Origin of the sequence: Flagellimonas olearia, from assembly GCF_004150225.1 — a bacterium.
GTDB lineage: Bacteria > Bacteroidota > Bacteroidia > Flavobacteriales > Flavobacteriaceae > Flagellimonas > Flagellimonas olearia.
Genome location: NZ_ML142907.1, coordinates 337,317 through 355,523, shown reverse-complemented (window position 1 = coordinate 355,523; position 18,207 = coordinate 337,317). Strand labels below are relative to the sequence as shown.

The window sequence follows — 18,207 nt, the reverse complement described above, 5'->3', positions numbered from 1 at the left end:
GTATGAACACCATACTACGCTCCCGTTTATTGATTTAAACGAAATGAAGAAAAATCATTTATGGTTATGTGCCGCCCTTTTGGCAGGCAAGGGACTTTGTGCCCAACAACAAGATTCGGCCCACGTGCAACAATTGGATGAGGTTGTGGTGAGCGATTCCAAATTTGAACTGAAACGAGAGAATTCAGGAAAAACGGTGATCAAGATCACTGCTGAGGAATTGGAACGGAAACAAGGCCAGACTGTGGCCCAGATTATCAATACCAAGAGTGGGATTGAGATTACGGGAAGCCGTGGACGTGACGGCGATGTTTTGGGTGTTTTTGCCCGTGGGGGTCGTGGAAGACAGGTTTTGGTCATTATTGACGGGGTAAGGGTTTCCGACCCATCATCCTTTAGTCAAGAATACGACTTGCGATTGCTTTCCACGGCAAATATTGAAAGCATAGAGATCATCAAGGGAGCGGCCAGTACCCTCTACGGGACCAATGCCGCTACGGCTGTGATCAACATCACCACCAAGAAAAGCTCCAAAGAGAAAATGGCAGGGAACTTTCAAACCACGGTGGGAACCAACCAGACGGCCGATGATCAAAACTACAATTTGGGGAATCTCAGCAATGCGGTTTCCTTGAACGGGACCTTGGACAAGTTCGATTATGTGGTGGATTTTTCCAACCGCAGTTCCAAAGGGCTTTCCGCAGCGGTGACCCCGGAGAATGAAGAGGATAATTTTTCCCATTTCAGTACCAATGTTAAATTGGGATATCAATTTTCCAAGGACTTTCGATTGTCGGTTTATGGAAACCAGACCCGTTATTCCAATGAATTTGATGCCGATTTCATGGAAGCCCCGAACCGCTCCAGAGTGGACCAAAAGAGGGCAGGAGTTGCCTCATCTTTTGCATATGGCAATGGGTCGTTGCACCTGAACGCAGCGTATACGGATTACGAAACGGATTCCAAAAGCACCTATGGTGAGAGTTTATCGGACGGAAAGAATTTGGTGCTCGATTTTTACAACAAATATGTGGTCCACGATAAATGGCATACCATTTTGGGCGTGAACTATCTCAAGGATGAGGCCACTTTTTCCAACGATACGGACTTCAATATCGTTGACCCCTATGCCAATGTGGTGTATGTTTCCGATTTTGGATTGAACCTGAACCTTGGCGGCCGCTGGAACAACCACTCCGAGTATGGTAGTCATTTTGTGTACAATCTTAACCCTTCCTACGTTTTTCCATCCGCCAATGGGTACATCAAACTGTTTGGGTCGTATGCTACCTCATACATTACGCCAAGTTTGACCCAATTGTTCGGGGATTTTGGTTCCAATCCAGACTTGGAGCCCGAGGAGAACAGAACCCTTGAAGGGGGTGTGGAGTACAAGGTCAATGATGGATTGCGTGTAAGTGCATTGTATTTCAACAGAAATGAGAAAAATGCCATTGGGTACGACCAGAACTTCACCAGCATCAATATTTCTGATGAAATCGATGCCAGTGGTGTGGAAGTGGAGCTGTCTTGGAAACCCGTAGATGTGTTGGACATCAATGCCAATTACACCTTTACGGAACGAAAGGGGGACAATGCCATCCGTATTCCCAAGCACAAGGTAAATTTTGCCTTGGGCTACCAAATTTGTGAAACCACGAATCTTTCCTTGAGCTATGCCTATACCGGGGAACGTTTTGATACCAACTTCATGACCTATATGGACGAACCTTTGGAGGCATTTTCCTTGGTGAATCTATATGTGGAGCATCAATTGTTGCCCAACAGGTTGAAGGTTTTTGTCAATGGCTATAACCTATTGAATGAGGAATATACCGAAGTAATTGGCTTCACCACTCGTGGTAGGAATTTGGCCTTTGGATTGAATTTGAACCTATAAACCCTTTCCAATCTTATGTTGAAAGTCTGTTCCTTTTTGCCGGCCGTTACCCAAATGCTCTATGATATGGGCCTTGATGGACATTTGACGGGAATCACCTTTGAGTGCCCCGAACAGGCCTTGCGGGAAAAGAAACCTGTGGTTCGCTGTATCCTTGAGGGCAAGAATTTGTCCAGCCAGGAAATCGATTCGCTTTTCTCGGCCAGTAAGCATCAAGGGAAGCAGTTATATTATGTGGATGAAACGCTTTTGGAGCAAATGGCCCCGGACATTATTTTCACCCAGGACATGTGCGATGTTTGCCAGATTGATACCGCTTGCACCTCGGCTGCCGTGGCCAATTTAAAAAAGCAACCTGAACTGATTTCCATTAGCCCTGAATCCTTGGAAGATGTTTTTGAATCGGCCATTACCATTGCGAAGGCGTTGGACAGGGAAGAGGTGGCCTATAGGTATTTGGAAGGGCTTCATAAGCGTATTGGTTCGGTGACCGACCAATTGCGTACGGCCAAGGCACTGCCCAAGCGGGTGATGCTCATGGAGTGGATACAGCCTATATTCAACTGTGGTCATTGGATTCCTCATCAGATTGCCTACGCCGGAGGTGTGGATATGCTTTCCAACCCCTCTGGGGATAGTGTGGTCACCTCTTGGTCAAAAATCACACAATACGACCCAGAGGTTTTGGTAATTGCTCCCTGCGGTTTTGGGATTGACCGAACCATGGAGGAAATCCATCTGTTAATGAAACGACCCGGATGGGATGATATCAAGGCAGTCAAGGAGGGAAAGGTTTTTATTGCCGACTATGATATGTTCACGCAATCATCGGCCAATACCTTGGTGAACGGAATAGAAGTGCTGGCCGGAATTTTCCATCCTGAGGTCCTGGAAATACCAGAAAACTTAAGGGGTAAATGTCGACAGCTGAACTTTCAAACAGTAGAGTAAAAAAGAAAAGCGGCCTAGGCCGCTTTTTTTATTGTAGATATTGGTTCTTGCTCAACGTTAGGTTTACGTCCAACGGCTTGTCCAGATACATGTTATCTCGAACTGGGGTCAAAACCCTGGAACTAATGAAACCTTTTGCAGGTATCTGAACCGAAAAACTTTTCTTGGCCGACACTCCGGTGATTTCCTCTATGGCACGGGCCAAAAGCGGCTCATTGGGGTCTCCAAGGACACCTAAGTTGGCCAAATCTTCCGGGAGGACAATATCGGGAGCTAAACCGCTGGTATAGTCGTAGAACCCAGCTGCGTTTTCATTTCTTCCCACCAAGGGCTGTATGCCCCAACTATTCTGGGAGTTGATGTTGCCTTCTCGGTCCTCATCATAAATGAATGCATTTTCCGGGTCGTCCACCAAGGTGATGGAAAATTCATTTTTTCCCCTTGTGGTTTCTCCAATGTGGATAACATCCATATAAGGGACCAGACCGTTCATGACCAATTCACTGGCAGAGGCGGAGTCTTCCGTGGCCAACACATATACTTGACTTAAATTTAGTGAGTTTATGGCACTTGTTCCGGTGGAACTGGCGAAATAGTCTTCTAATTGTGCAGTGCTTAATTGGCTTTGTATCTTATCGTTCCAGCGTTGTCTAATATAGAGTTCACTGGTGTTGGTGCCATAGATCATACTGGCCAAGAGACGGGATGTGTTTACCGAGCCCCCTGGGTTGTAGCGCATGTCGAGCACAAGCTCGGTGGCCCCATCCGTCTTGAACTTTCCAAAGGCGGCGTTGAGTTCTTCGTTAAAATCGCTCAAGAATCTGTTGTACATCAAATAAGCGATTTTGGTGCCGTTTATATCCAAGGTCTCGGCCACCAAAATGGGGTTTTCCACTTGGTTTTCAATCTTGGTCAAGGTCACTTCGGTGTCATTGTCCACAATTTCACCTCCAACAATGTCGGCCATACCCAAGGTGTAGGTATCATTGCTTCCATAAAGAAGGCTGATGTAGTTGTCCTCGGTCAACTGTTGACCATCCACGCGGGTAAAGATGTCTCCCCTTTGAATGGTTTTGGTTGAGGCATCGGAATCAGGTACAATGTAAATAACATATCCGAAGACATTGAACTCATCCTGAAAATATTTAAGATTGAACTCCAGTCCGTTGCTTTTGGACACTCCAGAAAGATTGCTGACCAATTCGGTATAATCGTCGTTCAAAAAGCTAAAACGGTCATCGTTAAAAAGAAGGACATCGTAGTAAAAGTCCCTTGGATTGGGGGTAGCTTCCACAAACGAAGTGTATTCATTATTGGAAGAGAACCTGTCATCGGCTAGATCAGGCACATCCCCTTGCCAAAAATACCATAGGTTCATGGCCTGCCACATAAAATGCTGGCTTATGGCAGAAGATCCTGGATTCAAACTTGGAGTTTCCCCATTTTTTATTTGGTCATCGTCATTGTTACATGAGGTAAAGAAGAACACTAACCCCAACAGTGGAAGAAGATATTTTTTCATAGCTGAATTTTTATTGGATTCCTCAATTTTTGTTCCAAATATGTGATGAGGTTGGTAAGTAAGGCGATAAATTTTATAATTTCTTACAAATTTGCTGTACAAAATAGGTACATAAAAGCAGAATACAAATTTTTTGTAACAAATTTCGATATGTGTCGTCGTGATAATGTAGGCCGATATAAAGGGGCTGCAAACAACTAAGACAAACCAATGAAACAATCAGAGTTTTTAAATGTGGTGATGCCCTTTAAGGACAAGCTGTACCGACTGGCCAAGCGCCTTTTGGTATCGCGGGAGGAAGCAGAGGACGCCACACAGGAAATCCTGATGAAACTATGGTCAAAGAATGAGACCATGACGGAGTACAAGAATGTTGAGGCCTTTGCGATGACCATGACCAAGAACTTTTGTTTGGACCGATTGAAATCCAAGCAGGCCGGTAACCTAAAATTGGTGCATAGCAATTATAGTGACGAAACCACTTCATTGCAACGCCAATTGGAAGCCGAGGACAGTGTGCAGTGGATGGAACGGATCATGCAGGAACTGCCCGAACAACAAAAAATGGTATTGCAATTACGCGATGTGGAACAATACGAATTTGAGGAGATATGTGAATTGATGGACATGAAGCCCACTGCCGTACGGGTGGCATTGTCCAGAGCAAGAAAGACAGTACGGGAAGAATTGATAAAAAAACACAGCTATGGCATTGGATAACATAGAAAAATTATTGGAAAAGTACTTTGAAGCCAACACAACGGTGGCTGAGGAGGAACAGCTTCGGGAGTATTTTGCACAAGAAAGCGTACCAGCGCACCTTGAGCCATACAAACCCATGTTCAGTTACTTTTCCAACGCCAAGGAAGAACGGTTTACCAAGCAGGTTCCATTAAAAACCAGAAGTAATCTATACAAATGGATTTCCGTTGCAGCAGTCGCAGTTTTGACCTTTGGCATTTACTTTGGTAATGAGTACCAGGAAAGAAAGAAAGCAGAGTACGCATACCAAGAAACCAAAAAGGCTTTTGAACTTTTAGCGGAGAATTTTGGCCGAGGAACGGAGAAAGTGGCCTACCTAAAAGAGTTCGAGGAAGCAAAACAAAAAATTTACAACAACAATTAAAAACGAAAAACATGAGAAGGAATATTTTAATCATTTTGATCGCAGCTCTCCCATTGTCGGGATTTTCACAATCCTTGTTCGATAAGTTTGAAGACTTGGATGAGGTTACCTCCGTGGTGGTGAACAAGAGCATGTTCAACCTATTGGCAAAAATCGATGTGGAAGTGAACGACCCAGAGGCCCGGGATTTTATGGATATTGCCAGTAGCCTTAAAAGCTTGAAAGTTTTTACCACGGAAAACAAAAAGATAGGGGACGATATGAGGGCTTCCGTGAACAGTTACCTAAAATCTTCCCAGATGGAAGAGCTTATGCGTGTGAAGGACAAGGATGCCAATGTGAAGTTTTACATTAAGCAAGGCAGGGACGATGATCATGTAAGCGAACTGCTGATGTTGGTCACCGATCTGAACGAAGTGGAGGCCGATGGCAGAAAGATAGAGACGGTACTGCTTTCATTGACCGGTGATATTGATTTGAACAAGATCAATTCCTTGACCAAAAAAATGAACCTCCCCGAAGAGTTGAACAAGGCGGGCAAGCAAGAGTAGAGAATGTATTCGGTTGGCAGTGATGGGGCCATGGTGTAACAAAATGCAAGTTTCATCAACCAATCACTGTCAGCTGATTCTATCAAAAACAAATCAATCAAAAAAAGTACAGATGAAAAATATAGTAAAAGGCATTTTGGTAATGGGAGCGGCTCTTTTGGCTTCTTGCTCTTCACGCCAGAGTTTACAGGAATACTACGTACACAATTCGGAGAATCCCAATTTTATCGTTGTGGATGTCCCGGCAAGTATCCTTAAAATGGATGCGGTGGATTTGACCCCGACCCAAAAGGAGGCGGTGGAATCCCTTCGGAAGTTCAACCTTTTGGCGTTCAAAAAGAATTCGGGCAATGCCGCGGAATTTGAAGTGGAGCGGAACAAGGTGCGGGAGATCCTAAAAAACGGTGACTTTGTGGAACTCATGAAGATCAACTCCAAGTACGGCAAGGGCGTGGTAAAATATTTGGGTGAGGAAGATGCCATTGATGAAGTGATCATCTACGGCGACAGTGATGACAAGGGCTTTGCCCTGGTTCGGGTTTTAGGCAAGGATATGAACCCGGCCCACATCATACAGCTTATGCAGGCCATCCAAAAATCGGACTACAAAGGAGAGGGACTGGGCGAGATTGGCGAATTTTTGAAAGGATAACAATCGGGCACAACACAATCCAAGGGGCGACAATAGTTGCCCTTTTTTTATTGATATCTGCCAAATCCTCGGGGTTTTGTGACCTTCTTTTTTAACTTAGTGTCTCATAATAGGAACACTAACAAATCAACTACACTATGGAAAAAGCAGAAGAATGGATGAACTACGGCCTGGAATTGGCCAAGGAGTTTGGACCCAAGCTCCTCACCGCGATCCTTATTTACGTCATAGGCGCGTGGATCATCAAAAAGATTGTAAAGACCGCCAGAAAGGTCATGTCCAAAAGTAAATACGATGAGTCCTTGCAGCGATTTCTATTGGATTTGGTGTCATGGGGCCTCAAGGTATTTTTGATCATTATAGTCATTTCAAGATTGGGCGTGGACGTTACCACCTTCGCTGCGGTGATAGCGGCGGCAGGTTTGGCCGTGGGTCTGGCCTTGCAAGGTTCCCTTTCCAATTTTGCGGGTGGGGTATTGCTCATGATCTTTAAACCGTATCGCATTGGCGACCTTATAGAGGCCCAAGGTGTTTTGGGTGTGGTAAAGGGCATTGAAATCTTCACCACCAAACTGGTGACCCCTCAGAACAAGCTGGCCATTATCCCCAATGGGGCCATGGCCAATGGAAACATCATCAATTACACCACCGAAGGCAAAATGCGGGTAGATACCGTAATCGGTGTGGGCTATGGAGAGGACATCAAAAAAACCAAAGAGGTGCTGCTAAAAGTCCTTACCACGAACCCCAAGGTTTTGGAAGACCCGGCCCCTTCCGTAAACGTATTGGAACTGGCGGATAGCTCCGTGAACTTTGCGGTACGGCCCTTTTGTAAGCCTGAGGACTATTGGGATGTGTACTTTGCCACCTATGAAAACTGCAAATTGGCCCTGGATGCCGCTGGAATCGAAATTCCGTATCCGCACCAAGTGGAAATCCACAAGGAGAGATAGTTAAAGTATCAAATCGGAGAAATTCGAGTTTAATTAAACCCCGGTGTAATTCGCTGGGGTTATTTGTTTCAATTCTGTTTTGATGGCATCCGAAACCTCCAGAGTCTCAATAAAATCCGCAATGGAGTTCTGGGTAATCTTTTCGTTTGTTCGGGTCAAGCCCTTAAGGGCTTCGTACGGATTGGGATAGCCTTCACGGCGTAAAATGGTCTGGATGGCCTCAGCTACCACGGCCCAGTTGTCCTCTAGATCCTGCTCAAATTTTGCTTGGTTCAACACCAGTTTGTTCAACCCCTTCAACGTGGATTGAAACCCGACCAAGGTATGGGCAAAGGGCACTCCTACGTTTCGCAATACGGTACTATCTGTTAAATCGCGCTGCAATCGGGAAATGGGAAGTTTGGCCGATAGATGCTCAAAAATGGCATTGGCCAGCCCCAAGTTTCCTTCGGAATTCTCAAAATCTATGGGATTTACCTTATGCGGCATGGCCGATGAGCCCACTTCTCCCTTTTTTATCTTCTGTTTGAAATAATCCATGGAAATATAGGTCCAAACGTCCCGGTTGAGGTCGATCAAGATGGTATTGATGCGTTTAAGGCAATCGAACAAAGCGGCCATATGGTCGTAATGCTCAATTTGGGTTGTGGGGAAGGAGTGGTAAAGACCCAACTTTTCCTGTACAAACTTGCTGCCGAAGGCTTTCCAATCGATGTTGGGATAGGCCACTTTATGGGCATTGTAGTTTCCTGTGGCCCCTCCAAATTTAGCGGCACTGGGAATATCGTTCAATAAATTGAACTGTTCTTTCAAACGCTCCACAAACACATCGATTTCCTTGCCCAGACGGGTAGGGGAGGCCGGTTGTCCGTGGGTACGCGCCAACATGGGCACATTTTCCCATTCCTTGGCCAACTCCTTCAATTTTTCAAAAACCTCAAAATAGGAAGGAACATAGCTGTCGTTCATCGCTTCCTTGATGGAAAGTGGAATGGCGGTGTTGTTGATGTCCTGTGAAGTCAACCCAAAATGGATGAATTCTTTATGGTCTTCCAATCCCAAGGCATCAAAACGCTGCTTGATGAAGTACTCAACTGCCTTTACATCGTGGTTGGTGGTTTTTTCAATCTCTTTGATGGCCTGTGCATCTTCAGCCGAAAAATCCCTGTAAATGGACCGAAGCTCCTCAAACTTGGTGCCATCAAAATGGGACAATTGGGGCAGCGGTATTTCACAAAGGGCGATGAAATACTCGATCTCTACCTGGACACGGTATTTGATGAGTGCTTCCTCGGAAAAGTAATTTTGTAAGGATTCAGTTTTGTTTCTATACCGACCATCGATCGGTGATATGGCATTGAGTTGCGTTAGGGACATCTTTACGTACTGTTTTGAAAGTGGCAAAGATACTCAAACTTGTAGAGTTTATTGGCTTAATTTGGCCAGCTTGTCCAGTGTTTTTTTGGCCCTGTTCTGATATCCGATCGTACCCGAGGCGTAGGAATCCTCCAAAATAACGCGTAATTCAGGATGCACCCAATCAAATTTCAACCCCAAATAGTAAAGACTGGTCATGGAAAACACCTTTGGGGCCATGTTCATGGGACTAATGAGCCAGTCGAAACAGGAGATCATTATTTTTTCGAGATGCTCATCGGCAATATTCTTGATGAACACGGGATCCGTTTTCTTAAAATAGGCTTTTGTGATCATTTCGCAGACATGGGCCATGGAGCGTATACAGGATTCGCACTGCAGTTCGGACAGGCTATTCGTGAAAAGGGTCATCATGGGTAATAGGTAGACCAATCTTTTCCGCATTAAATGATCAAAGGTCCAGCTGGCATTGAAAGTTCCTATTTTGTCCTCTTGGAGAACTTCAAGAAAGAGTGACTCGGTCAACGAAGGTTGTTTCACCAATTGTTCCACCAATTGATCTATGTGTACCTTGGAAAGCCTTCCTGAATGCAATTGGATATGTAGCTGTTGTTTGGTCACAAAAGTGTATTTTTAGTTAAAATCCATTACGAATGAAAATAGTAAAAAAAATAGGAATTGTCTTGTTGGTCGTCCTGATTGGTATGCAATTTTACAGACCAAACAAAAATCTTTCCGATGGTGATTATGTTGCGGTTTTTGAGGCCGAAACCAACCCCAGTACAGAGGTCAAACAGATTTTGAAGTCTACCTGTTATGATTGTCATAGCGGAAACACGGTCTATCCTTGGTACAATAATGTGGCGCCGATTTCGTATTGGTTGGACCACCATGTCAAGGAAGGCAAGGAGGAGCTTAATTTTTCGGATTGGGGAAATTATTCGGTCAAAAAGAAGGATCATAAGCTGGAAGAATTGGTCGAGGAAGTTAAAAAAGGCAAAATGCCTCTCAAAGAATATACATGGACCCACAAAGAGGCCAGACTTACCGAAGCACAGAAAAAGAGTTTGTTGGATTGGGCCATTGGAGTCAGGTCATTGTATCAAATAAGTGATTCACAAGAGTAGGAACCCCTTCCACAGCAGTTTGGGAAATAATGGTCAGGTTCCTAAAGTCCGATGGTCGTACATTGGGTTTGGGATCCACAAAAAAGATTGGGGTCTGCCCCGTCACATAATTCACTAAACTGGCAGCAGGGTATACCTGCATGGAGGTCCCTATAATGATCAGGATGTCGGCCAATTGTGTGATTTGGGCTGCAGTCTCCATCATGGGAACCATTTCCCCGAACCAGACTATGTGGGGGCGTAGTTGGTGCCCTTTGGCATCCACATCGCCCAAGACCAGGTCCTTTTTCCATTCCAATACATGGGTTTCGTCCTGGGTACTACGCACTTTGAACAGCTCGCCGTGCAAATGCACCACATGGGAGCTGCCGGCCTGTTCATGGAGGTTGTCCACATTTTGGGTCACAATGCTCACCTCAAAATGTTTTTCCAAGTCTACCAAAGCATGGTGTCCCGCATTGGGACTGACCTCCAAAAGCTGTCGTCTGCGTTGGTTGTAAAAGTCAAGGACCAATTCAGGATTTTTGGCAAAACCTTGGGGAGAGGCCACTTCCATGACATCGTGACCTTCCCACAGTCCATTGGAATCGCGAAAAGTCTTGAGGCCACTCTCCGCACTCATTCCCGCGCCAGTGAGCACCACTATTTTCTTTTTGACCATTGTTTAGTTTTCTTAGTTGGAAGTTTGGGGCTACCAGAGCAGGGGAGGTTCAAAAATAGGAATTTCATTTTTTTCTATCTTGGCATTTATGCAAAATGATGATTTGTTGACCTATTTAGAAGGGTATTTGACCGAAGAACGCAAGCAGCGCTTCCTTGAGGTATTGCAAAACCGCACCAAATTCCTCACCGTGGCCATTGAGGATGTGTATCAAATGCACAATACCAGTGCTATTATGCGGAGTTGTGATGTATTTGGAGTCCAAGAGGTGCATGTGGTGGAAGACCGTTTTCAAAAACGGTTGGACAAGAACATTGCCGTTGGGGCCGAACAGTGGGTGGATGTGCATAAATATGGGGATGCTTCTGAATGCATCTCTAAATTGAAGCAATTGGGGTATCAAATCATCGCCACGACCCCACATAACGATTCCCTGCTGCTTCCGGATTTCTTTCCGAAGGAAAAAACCGCTGTTTTCTTTGGGACGGAAAAGGAAGGTTTAAGCGAAGAGGTAATGCAACAAGCAGATGGATACCTGAAAATACCCATGGTCGGTTTTTCGGAAAGTCTGAATGTTTCCGTATCGGCAGCGATCATTATACAAGAGTTGGCCCAAAAAATCAGGAAATCCAATGTGGATTGGCAACTCTCTCAAGATGAAATTCTTGGGAAACGCCTGGACTGGACCAAGAAATCCATCAAAAGCGTTGAAGGCATTATTGAGCGGTATCTTTCGGAATAAAGTTTTTTGTACATTTAGAGGGTAACCAATTCAAAAACAAATGAATACGATACTCTATATTCTGGCGGGAGTTGTGCTGCTCATTATTATTTTGGCGGTCATTGCACCCAAGACGTACCATGTTTCAAGATCCATTGTAATCGCGAAACCCAAATCCGAGGTTTTTGAAAACCTCCGATTTCTCAAGAATCAAGACCAATGGTCCCCTTGGAACCAGAAAGACCCCGATATGGAGAAAAAGTTCACGGGGACCGATGGAGAGGTGGGCGCCATAAGTTATTGGAATGGGAATAAGGATGTTGGCGAAGGAGAACAGGAAATCACCAAAATTGTGGAAGGCGAACGCGTTGAGTCCGAACTTCGATTCCTGAAACCTTGGAAGTCCACTTCCGATGCCTATTTGGCCACCGAAGCGGTAGATGCCGATACCACCAAGGTAACTTGGGGGTTTTCCGGGAAAAATAAATTTCCGTTCAGTATTATGATGTTGTTCATGAACATGGACAAAATGGTAGGAAAGGATTTTGAGGAGGGCTTGGACAATTTAAAATCAAATTTGGAGGGATAATATGGAACGAAACATGGTAGGATGGTTTGAGATTCCCGTTACCGATATGGACCGGGCCAAAAATTTTTACGAAGCGGTTTTTGGGGTTGCCATCCAGGTACATGATTTAGGCGGCACCAAGATGGGATGGTTTCCATGGGATGAGACCAAAACCGGGGCGGCAGGATGTCTTATCCAGAATACTGATTGGTATACGCCCAGTAATACGGAAGGGGTGCTGATTTATTTTGCCTGTTCCGATTTGCAGCAAGAATTGGACCGTGTGGAGCCGTCAGGAGGCAAAATTTTAAAGCCTAAGACCCAAATTAGTCCAGATGTGGGGTATATGGGTTTGTTCTTGGATTCGGAAGGTAACCGGATTGCACTGCATTCCCGGAATTGATCATTCCACCAATTCCAAAAGGGCCATATCAAATGCATTGTCCAAAAGAACTTTACCTTTGGTAACAGTCACTTCAGTGCCTGAGTAGGTATCATATAATTTGGTGCCATCCCCAAAGAAACCTTTCACACTAAGGGATTTTTTGCCCGTGGGCAGGTCAAGTCCAACCACCACTTTATCCCGATAGTCCCCATCAACATAGGTTCTGGAAAACACATAAGGAGATTTGGATATACGTTTATGACGCCCAGCTCCAATGGCAGGATGGTTCCTTCGGAACTGACCCAACTTTTGCCAGTGTTCGTGAATCTTTTGAACATTTGCCAGACTGTCCAATTCTTCCCAGTTCATGAAAGACCGTAAAGTGGCATCACCTTCAGCTCCTTCAATGGTAAGGGTTCTGGAGGTTTCGTCCCCGTAGTATACTTGTGAAGCACCTGGGGTCAGCAACAGTACATTGGCAGTACGGTACGGTTTTTTGCGTTCCTTGTCAAAAGGGGAGGCATCGTCATGGGAGGTAAGATAGTTAAGGACACTTTTTCCTTTTAGTTTGGTATTGAGTAGGCTACTATATTTTTTGAAAATGGTTTCATATTCCTTCATGCCATCATCCTTCAACTCAAAATTGATCAGGCTTTTGAAGCCATAGTTGAAGTAATCCACTTTTTTGTCCCCAAAATCAAATTCCCGTCCTCCCGAAATGCCATAGTCATACACTTCGCCGACCATATAAAAAGGATTGTTGTCCAAAATATGGTCCGGATGCTTCTTTTTCCACATTTCAAAAGCGTAATTGGCTTCTTTGTGCAAATCTGCCCATGCATTTTCGTTCACGTGCTTTACCGTATCCACACGGAACCCATCCACCCCAAAATCATTGATATAGTCGGTAAGCCACTTGATGATGTAGTATCGTGGAGCTCTAGGATATCCTGTCCTTTCGAAGAACAGCTGCAATTCATCCAGTTCTTGGCTTAACCGGCCCTCTTCCTTCCATTTGGCCAATAGGGCATCGGGAAGTTCCACGGATTCATTGGACTCGGTAAGTACATCGGGTAAATTTTCCACCAAGGTACATTCGGTAGTGGTTTCGTAGGAAGTGAAATCACATTTGGGGCCTGTGCGAACCCAATCATCGGGCCAGGCCGGGTCTTTTTCGGTAACAGGACCGGTATGGTTGAGCACCACATCCAAAAGAATGCGAATGCCCTTGGCGTGGGCCGCCTTTACCATGTTCTCCAAATCCTTTCGAGTGCCAAAATTAGGGTCCAAGGCTGTCCAATCTTTGGCCCAGTAGCCATGATAGCCATAGGTCTTCCCAGATCCTTCGTCCGTTGCGCCATGGATTTGCTCCACTAGCGGGGTGAGCCAAATGGCATTGATGCCCAAGTCGGTAAAATAGCCTTCCCTGATCTTCTGGGTTACCCCTTGGAGGTCACCGCCTTCAAAGCCTCGGAGTATGGCAGTATCCTCAGTTCTGTCAAAATTGATATCATTGTCCGGGTTCCCGTTGTTGAAACGGTCTGTAAGCAGAAAATAAATATTGGCCCCTTCCCATACAAAAGGAACCTCCTTTTTGGGGCTTTGTTCCTCAACTACCTGCTCTGTGGCTTGTTGCTCTTTTTTAGCTTCCCTACAACCGAACAAAATGGACAGAATTGACATGAGTACAAGTAGTTTTTTCATGCATTGGGATTTTCCCTAAAGCTATAAAATGAATATGGAAAACTAAAATTTATTTATAGTCCCAAGGCACTTCGGGCAAAGCGTAAAACGGTGTTTGTTACTTTCGGTTGAGTACTTTGTACTCTTCGTAACAGCTGGAGATGGCATCCAATATCTGCAGGTCATTGGCCGTATTGATAAAGGATTTTGAATAGTTGCAGTTATTCAAAATGTCCTCGATGTCCACTTTTTCCAATTGGAGCAGTTCGGTGAGGGTTTCCCGATCAAATTTGGAGGCCAGAAGATTCCGGATGTTGTCATCTTCTTTCATCTGACGCAATTTCCGCATCTGTCTGGGCTTTTTTCCAAAGAGGTTCCGCAGGAGGTCGGCCGGATTCAAGATGGCCCCCAAGACCTTGGTCACGGCACTGGGACTCTTATTTCCTCCTTCATAACTGGTGTTCAGACCGGAGATGCTGTACTGATAGGCATTGTTGATGGGAAGATTCTTTACATCGATTTCCAGATAGCCTGTAAGCTGATAAGGTTTAACGATGACTTCTTCCAAGGCATAGGCCAGCTCGGTCAACGCTATTTTGGTATCCTTGAACCGGAACATATCATTGGTGACCCGTACTTTTTGGGTCTTAAACCCCAAGTAGGAAAGGTATAAGGTGTCATTTACGGCCGCTTGAATGGTGAATTTTCCATTTTGGTCCGTGATGGTCCCTTTTACCTGGTTAAGGTTAATGACGTGAACACTTTCCAAAGGAAAATCACTTTGGGCATTGATTACCGTAGCAGTCAACTCCTCCTGAACGCTGGATTCGTCGTCATTTTGGGCAAAGCAAAATCCAACGGTCAAGGAAAAAAGTAAAAGTAGATATCTTCTCATGCAATCTTTGTAGGTATAAAAATACTAAACAAAGAAAAATAAACAGGAAGCCCGTGTGATTTAATATAGAATTAACTAATAAAATCCAGACCTCTTTTTGCCACCTTTCTTACCGTATCCACCTTTTTTTCCTCCTTTGAAGGATGGTTTGTTGCTTCCGCCTTTTCGGTGTCCACCTTTTCGATGTCCACGTTTTTTGCCTCCACCTTTTCCACCGCCACCACCGGGCTTGGTAGAAATTTCCACATTGATGAAGCGACCTTCCAATTTGAATTCGGTAAAGGTTTGGATAATTAATTCGGCTAGATGCGCATCAGAATTGAAGAAGGAGAAACTGTCTTTGGTGTCGACATTAAAAATGTCTTCTTTTTCCAGGTTCAATGTATCCCTTAGAAAGTCTTTCAGCGACATCCAATCGTAACCATCGCGCTCACCAACATTGATAAAGTAACGCACGGAACCTTCATTTGGAATTTCTCCTTTGGAAGTCCCTTTGTCATCTCTATCCCTGCTACCATCTTGACTATTAAGGTCTTTGGTTTTGCTGTAATAGTTGTAGAACTGGGTAAACTCTACGGAAACTATTTTCTTGATAAGCTCCTCGCGGTCTATACCTTCCAATACATCATTGATGGCGGGAAGGTAACTATCAATCTCCTTGTTGATCTTGGTCTCCTTGATTTTGTTGGCCAAGTGATATAATTGAATCTCGCAGATTTCGATTCCATCAGGAATGTTTTTCTTTAGAAATTCCTGTTTGATTTTATTTTCAATGGCCTTGATCTTTCTCAGTTCGGAACGGGTGACAATAACCATGGAGATACCTGATTTACCGGCTCGTCCCGTACGTCCACTTCGGTGGGTATAGGTCTCGATCTCATCGGGCAACTGATAGTTGATCACGTGGGTCACGTCATCCACATCAATTCCACGAGCAGCTACGTCCGTAGCCACCAACATCTGCACCTGCTTTTTTCGGAAGGCGTTCATGACGAGGTCACGCTGGTTCTGGCTTAGGTCTCCATGCAATGCCCCTGCGTTGTATCCGTCTTCGATCAATTTTTCGGCCACACGTTGGGTATCGCGTTTTGTACGGCAAAAAACAACTGAAAATATACCGGGATTGGCATCGGCCAAACGTTTCAGGGCTGCGTAGCGATCACGTCCGCCTACCACATAGTACTCATGCTGTACCGTTGATGCCCCTGCATTTTTGGTGCCCACGGTGATTTCCACGGGTTGGTGCATGAATTTTTTGGCGATGGAAGCCACTTCCTTGGGCATGGTCGCCGAAAACAACCATGTCAATTTTTCTTGTGGTGTGTTGGATAAAATGTCTTTGATGTCCTCATAGAAGCCCATGTTCAGCATTTCATCAGCTTCATCCAAAACACAGTAATCAATTTTGGAAATGTCCACCATGCCACGGCCGATCATGTCCTTCATCCGGCCAGGCGTGGCCACGACAATCTGTGCGCCACGTTTTATCTGTTTGGCCTGTTCCGTGATACTGGCGCCACCATAGATGGCCACGGTGTTCAGACCTTTAATGTATTTGGAGTATAATTTTAGTTCGTTGGTAATCTGCAAACACAGTTCACGGGTAGGGGAAAGAATCAAACCTTGTGTAGTCCGGCTCTCCGCATGGATCTTTTGGATCATGGGAAAACCAAAAGCAGCGGTCTTACCTGTTCCGGTTTGGGCCAAGGCCACCAAATCGGTGTCTTGTTCCAAAAGAATGGGGATTGATTTTTCTTGTACTTCGGATGGAGATTCAAATCCAAGATCGGAAATAGCATCCAATAGGGGTTGATCTAACCCCAAGGCTTCAAATTTTGTCATAGCGGTGTATACCTTAAATCGCAAATATGTTGTGTTGCATAGAGCGATTTTCGTATAACCCTTTCAAGCCCATCGCAACACCTTGCCCATACCGGCGGCGTTAATAAAGCGGCAAATGTACGCTAAATATATTCCGTGGAAGCTATTGCGACCTCTTTTTTAAAAAGCCCACCAATTTCTGGATGGCCCTTCCCCTGTGACTGATGGCATTTTTGGTCTCCGGGGACAGTTCCCCAAAGGTTTTGTCATGGCCGGCAGGCATGAAGATGGGGTCGTATCCGAAACCACCTGTCCCGGCCTCCTTTTCGGTGATGACACCTTCAACAATGCCTTCAAAAACAATGCTTTCACCTCCAGTATTCAAGTGGATGGCGGTTTTGAAATGCGCATTCCTATTCTCTTTTCCTTTCATTTCGGAAAGTAATTTGCCCATATTGTCTTGGGCGTTTTTTTGCTTTCCGGCATATCGGGCTGAGTAGACCCCGGGTTGGCCGTTGAGTGCATCCACCAAAAGCCCGGTATCGTCCGAAAAACAATCCAAACCATAGGTTTGGGTCACAAAATCGGCCTTGATTTTGGCATTTTCCTCCAAGGTCTCCCCAGTTTCAGGGATTTCATCAAAACAGCCAATATCCTTTAGGGAGAGCAGTTCAATGGAGTTGGGAAGCAATTGTTGTACCTCACGGAGTTTATGGTCGTTATGGGTGGCAAAGACAAGTCTCACACTATAAAATTCAGATAAGGCCCAAAAGTAGTAATTTCGAAGCATAACTTTTGGAATATGGGACTACGGATACCCCCAGCTTTGGTGCTACTTGTTTTTAGCGGTCTGATGTATGTTTTGGATAGGTTTTTGCCCTTTGGGGAGTTTGACTTTTTTGGACGCAAAACACTTTCAATGATACTCTGTGCATTGGGTGTTTTGGTGATTCTCATCGCTGTAGGCCAATTTTTGGCCTCCAAGACCACAGTGGATCCCTTGAGTCCCAAAAAGGCCAGAAAATTGGTGACCAACGGTATTTACGTGTATACCCGTAACCCGATGTACTTGGGAATGCTTCTTTTTTTATTGGCCTTTGGCCTTTGGTTGGGCAATGCGTTCAACACCCTTCTGGCTGCCGGATTTGTATCGTATATGAACCATTTTCAGATTCAAAATGAAGAAAAGGCATTGGAGGAGGTATTTGGAAAGGAATATCGGATGTATTCCAAGATCACCCGGCGTTGGTTTTGAACGCAATCATTACAAAAAAGTGGATTTCGGGTGCCATTTCAAACATTTTAAAAGCGTTT

At 44.9% G+C, this 18,207-nt stretch carries 20 protein-coding genes; 12 read left to right on the top strand and 8 right to left on the bottom strand.

The window, feature by feature from the left end; all coding sequences use genetic code 11:
- Positions 1-43: 43 nt before the first annotated feature.
- Positions 44-1,900 carry a TonB-dependent receptor plug domain-containing protein gene (locus DN53_RS01680; RefSeq protein WP_129652684.1) on the top strand — a complete coding sequence of 619 codons (1,857 nt, stop codon included), beginning with the start codon at positions 44-46 and terminating at the stop codon, positions 1,898-1,900.
- A gap of 15 nt (positions 1,901-1,915) precedes the next feature.
- Positions 1,916-2,851, top strand: coding sequence for an ABC transporter substrate-binding protein (locus tag DN53_RS01675; protein WP_129652683.1), 936 nt, complete (start codon positions 1,916-1,918; stop codon positions 2,849-2,851).
- 28 nt (positions 2,852-2,879) lie between these two features.
- Here DN53_RS01675 and DN53_RS01670 read toward each other — a convergent pair whose 3' ends face one another.
- The gene (locus tag DN53_RS01670) at positions 2,880-4,373 is read right to left on the bottom strand and encodes a S41 family peptidase (protein WP_129652682.1); all 1,494 of its coding nucleotides are present in this window, start codon (positions 4,371-4,373) and stop codon (positions 2,880-2,882) included.
- A 210-nt stretch (positions 4,374-4,583) separates the two neighbouring features.
- On the opposite strand from DN53_RS01670, the gene DN53_RS01665 reads away from it, so the two are divergent.
- The 5 genes from DN53_RS01665 to DN53_RS01645 all read left to right on the top strand — a co-directional run bounded on the left by DN53_RS01665 (position 4,584) and on the right by DN53_RS01645 (position 7,655).
- Entirely contained in the window at positions 4,584-5,093 is a 510-nt protein-coding gene (locus DN53_RS01665; protein ID WP_129652681.1) for an RNA polymerase sigma factor, read from the top strand.
- Positions 5,080-5,499: a hypothetical protein gene (locus DN53_RS01660; protein ID WP_129652680.1), complete on the top strand. Its 420-nt coding sequence runs from the start codon at positions 5,080-5,082 to the stop codon at positions 5,497-5,499. The genes DN53_RS01665 and DN53_RS01660 overlap by 14 nt, the downstream gene beginning before the upstream one ends.
- 11 nt (positions 5,500-5,510) lie before the next feature.
- Positions 5,511-6,050: a DUF4252 domain-containing protein gene (locus tag DN53_RS01655; RefSeq protein ID WP_129652679.1), complete on the top strand. Its 540-nt coding sequence runs from the start codon at positions 5,511-5,513 to the stop codon at positions 6,048-6,050.
- Positions 6,051-6,162: 112 nt separating this feature from the next.
- The gene (locus tag DN53_RS01650; protein WP_129652678.1) at positions 6,163-6,702 is read left to right on the top strand and encodes a DUF4252 domain-containing protein; all 540 of its coding nucleotides are present in this window, start codon (positions 6,163-6,165) and stop codon (positions 6,700-6,702) included.
- A 137-nt stretch (positions 6,703-6,839) separates the two neighbouring features.
- A complete protein-coding gene (locus DN53_RS01645) occupies positions 6,840-7,655 on the top strand; it encodes a mechanosensitive ion channel family protein (protein WP_129652677.1) in 816 nt (271 codons plus the stop codon).
- Positions 7,656-7,688: 33 nt separating this feature from the next.
- Here DN53_RS01645 and purB read toward each other — a convergent pair whose 3' ends face one another.
- A complete protein-coding gene (purB, locus tag DN53_RS01640) occupies positions 7,689-9,032 on the bottom strand; it encodes an adenylosuccinate lyase (protein ID WP_129652676.1) in 1,344 nt (447 codons plus the stop codon).
- Positions 9,033-9,080: 48 nt separating this feature from the next.
- Entirely contained in the window at positions 9,081-9,653 is a 573-nt protein-coding gene (locus tag DN53_RS01635; RefSeq protein WP_129652675.1) for a hypothetical protein, read from the bottom strand.
- Between the two features lie 32 nt (positions 9,654-9,685).
- Between DN53_RS01635 and DN53_RS01630 the strand changes: the two genes are divergently transcribed.
- Entirely contained in the window at positions 9,686-10,159 is a 474-nt protein-coding gene (locus DN53_RS01630; RefSeq protein WP_129652674.1) for a heme-binding domain-containing protein, read from the top strand.
- Here the strand turns inward: DN53_RS01630 and DN53_RS01625 are convergent.
- On the bottom strand, positions 10,122-10,820 hold the full coding sequence (locus tag DN53_RS01625; protein ID WP_129652673.1) for an SIR2 family NAD-dependent protein deacylase: 699 nt from the start codon (positions 10,818-10,820) through the stop codon (positions 10,122-10,124). The genes DN53_RS01630 and DN53_RS01625 overlap by 38 nt on opposite strands.
- A gap of 88 nt (positions 10,821-10,908) precedes the next feature.
- Here DN53_RS01625 and DN53_RS01620 point away from each other — a divergent pair, with 88 nt between their 5' ends.
- Genes DN53_RS01620 through DN53_RS01610 form a run of 3 tightly spaced genes read left to right on the top strand, consistent with a single transcriptional unit; the run spans position 10,909 to position 12,512 of the window.
- Complete coding sequence (locus DN53_RS01620; protein ID WP_129652672.1) at positions 10,909-11,562, top strand: TrmH family RNA methyltransferase; 654 nt, start codon at positions 10,909-10,911, stop codon at positions 11,560-11,562.
- A 40-nt stretch (positions 11,563-11,602) separates the two neighbouring features.
- Positions 11,603-12,130, top strand: a complete 528-nt coding sequence (locus tag DN53_RS01615) for an SRPBCC family protein (RefSeq protein WP_129652671.1) — start codon at positions 11,603-11,605, stop codon at positions 12,128-12,130.
- Between the two features lies 1 nt (position 12,131).
- The gene (locus DN53_RS01610) at positions 12,132-12,512 is read left to right on the top strand and encodes a VOC family protein (RefSeq protein ID WP_165357218.1); all 381 of its coding nucleotides are present in this window, start codon (positions 12,132-12,134) and stop codon (positions 12,510-12,512) included.
- On the opposite strand, the gene DN53_RS01605 is transcribed toward DN53_RS01610, so the two are convergent.
- The 4 genes from DN53_RS01605 to DN53_RS01590 all read right to left on the bottom strand — a co-directional run bounded on the left by DN53_RS01605 (position 12,513) and on the right by DN53_RS01590 (position 17,638).
- Positions 12,513-14,198: an alpha-amylase family glycosyl hydrolase gene (locus DN53_RS01605; RefSeq protein WP_129652670.1), complete on the bottom strand. Its 1,686-nt coding sequence runs from the start codon at positions 14,196-14,198 to the stop codon at positions 12,513-12,515.
- A 97-nt stretch (positions 14,199-14,295) separates the two neighbouring features.
- A complete protein-coding gene (locus DN53_RS01600) occupies positions 14,296-15,072 on the bottom strand; it encodes a carboxypeptidase-like regulatory domain-containing protein (RefSeq protein WP_116217946.1) in 777 nt (258 codons plus the stop codon).
- Between the two features lie 75 nt (positions 15,073-15,147).
- Positions 15,148-16,914, bottom strand: coding sequence for a DEAD/DEAH box helicase (locus DN53_RS01595; protein ID WP_129652669.1), 1,767 nt, complete (start codon positions 16,912-16,914; stop codon positions 15,148-15,150).
- Positions 16,915-17,056: 142 nt separating this feature from the next.
- Entirely contained in the window at positions 17,057-17,638 is a 582-nt protein-coding gene (locus DN53_RS01590) for a non-canonical purine NTP diphosphatase (protein WP_129652668.1), read from the bottom strand.
- Positions 17,639-17,695: 57 nt separating this feature from the next.
- Here DN53_RS01590 and DN53_RS01585 point away from each other — a divergent pair, with 57 nt between their 5' ends.
- The gene (locus DN53_RS01585) at positions 17,696-18,148 is read left to right on the top strand and encodes a methyltransferase family protein (protein ID WP_129652667.1); all 453 of its coding nucleotides are present in this window, start codon (positions 17,696-17,698) and stop codon (positions 18,146-18,148) included.
- Positions 18,149-18,207: the final 59 nt, after the last annotated feature.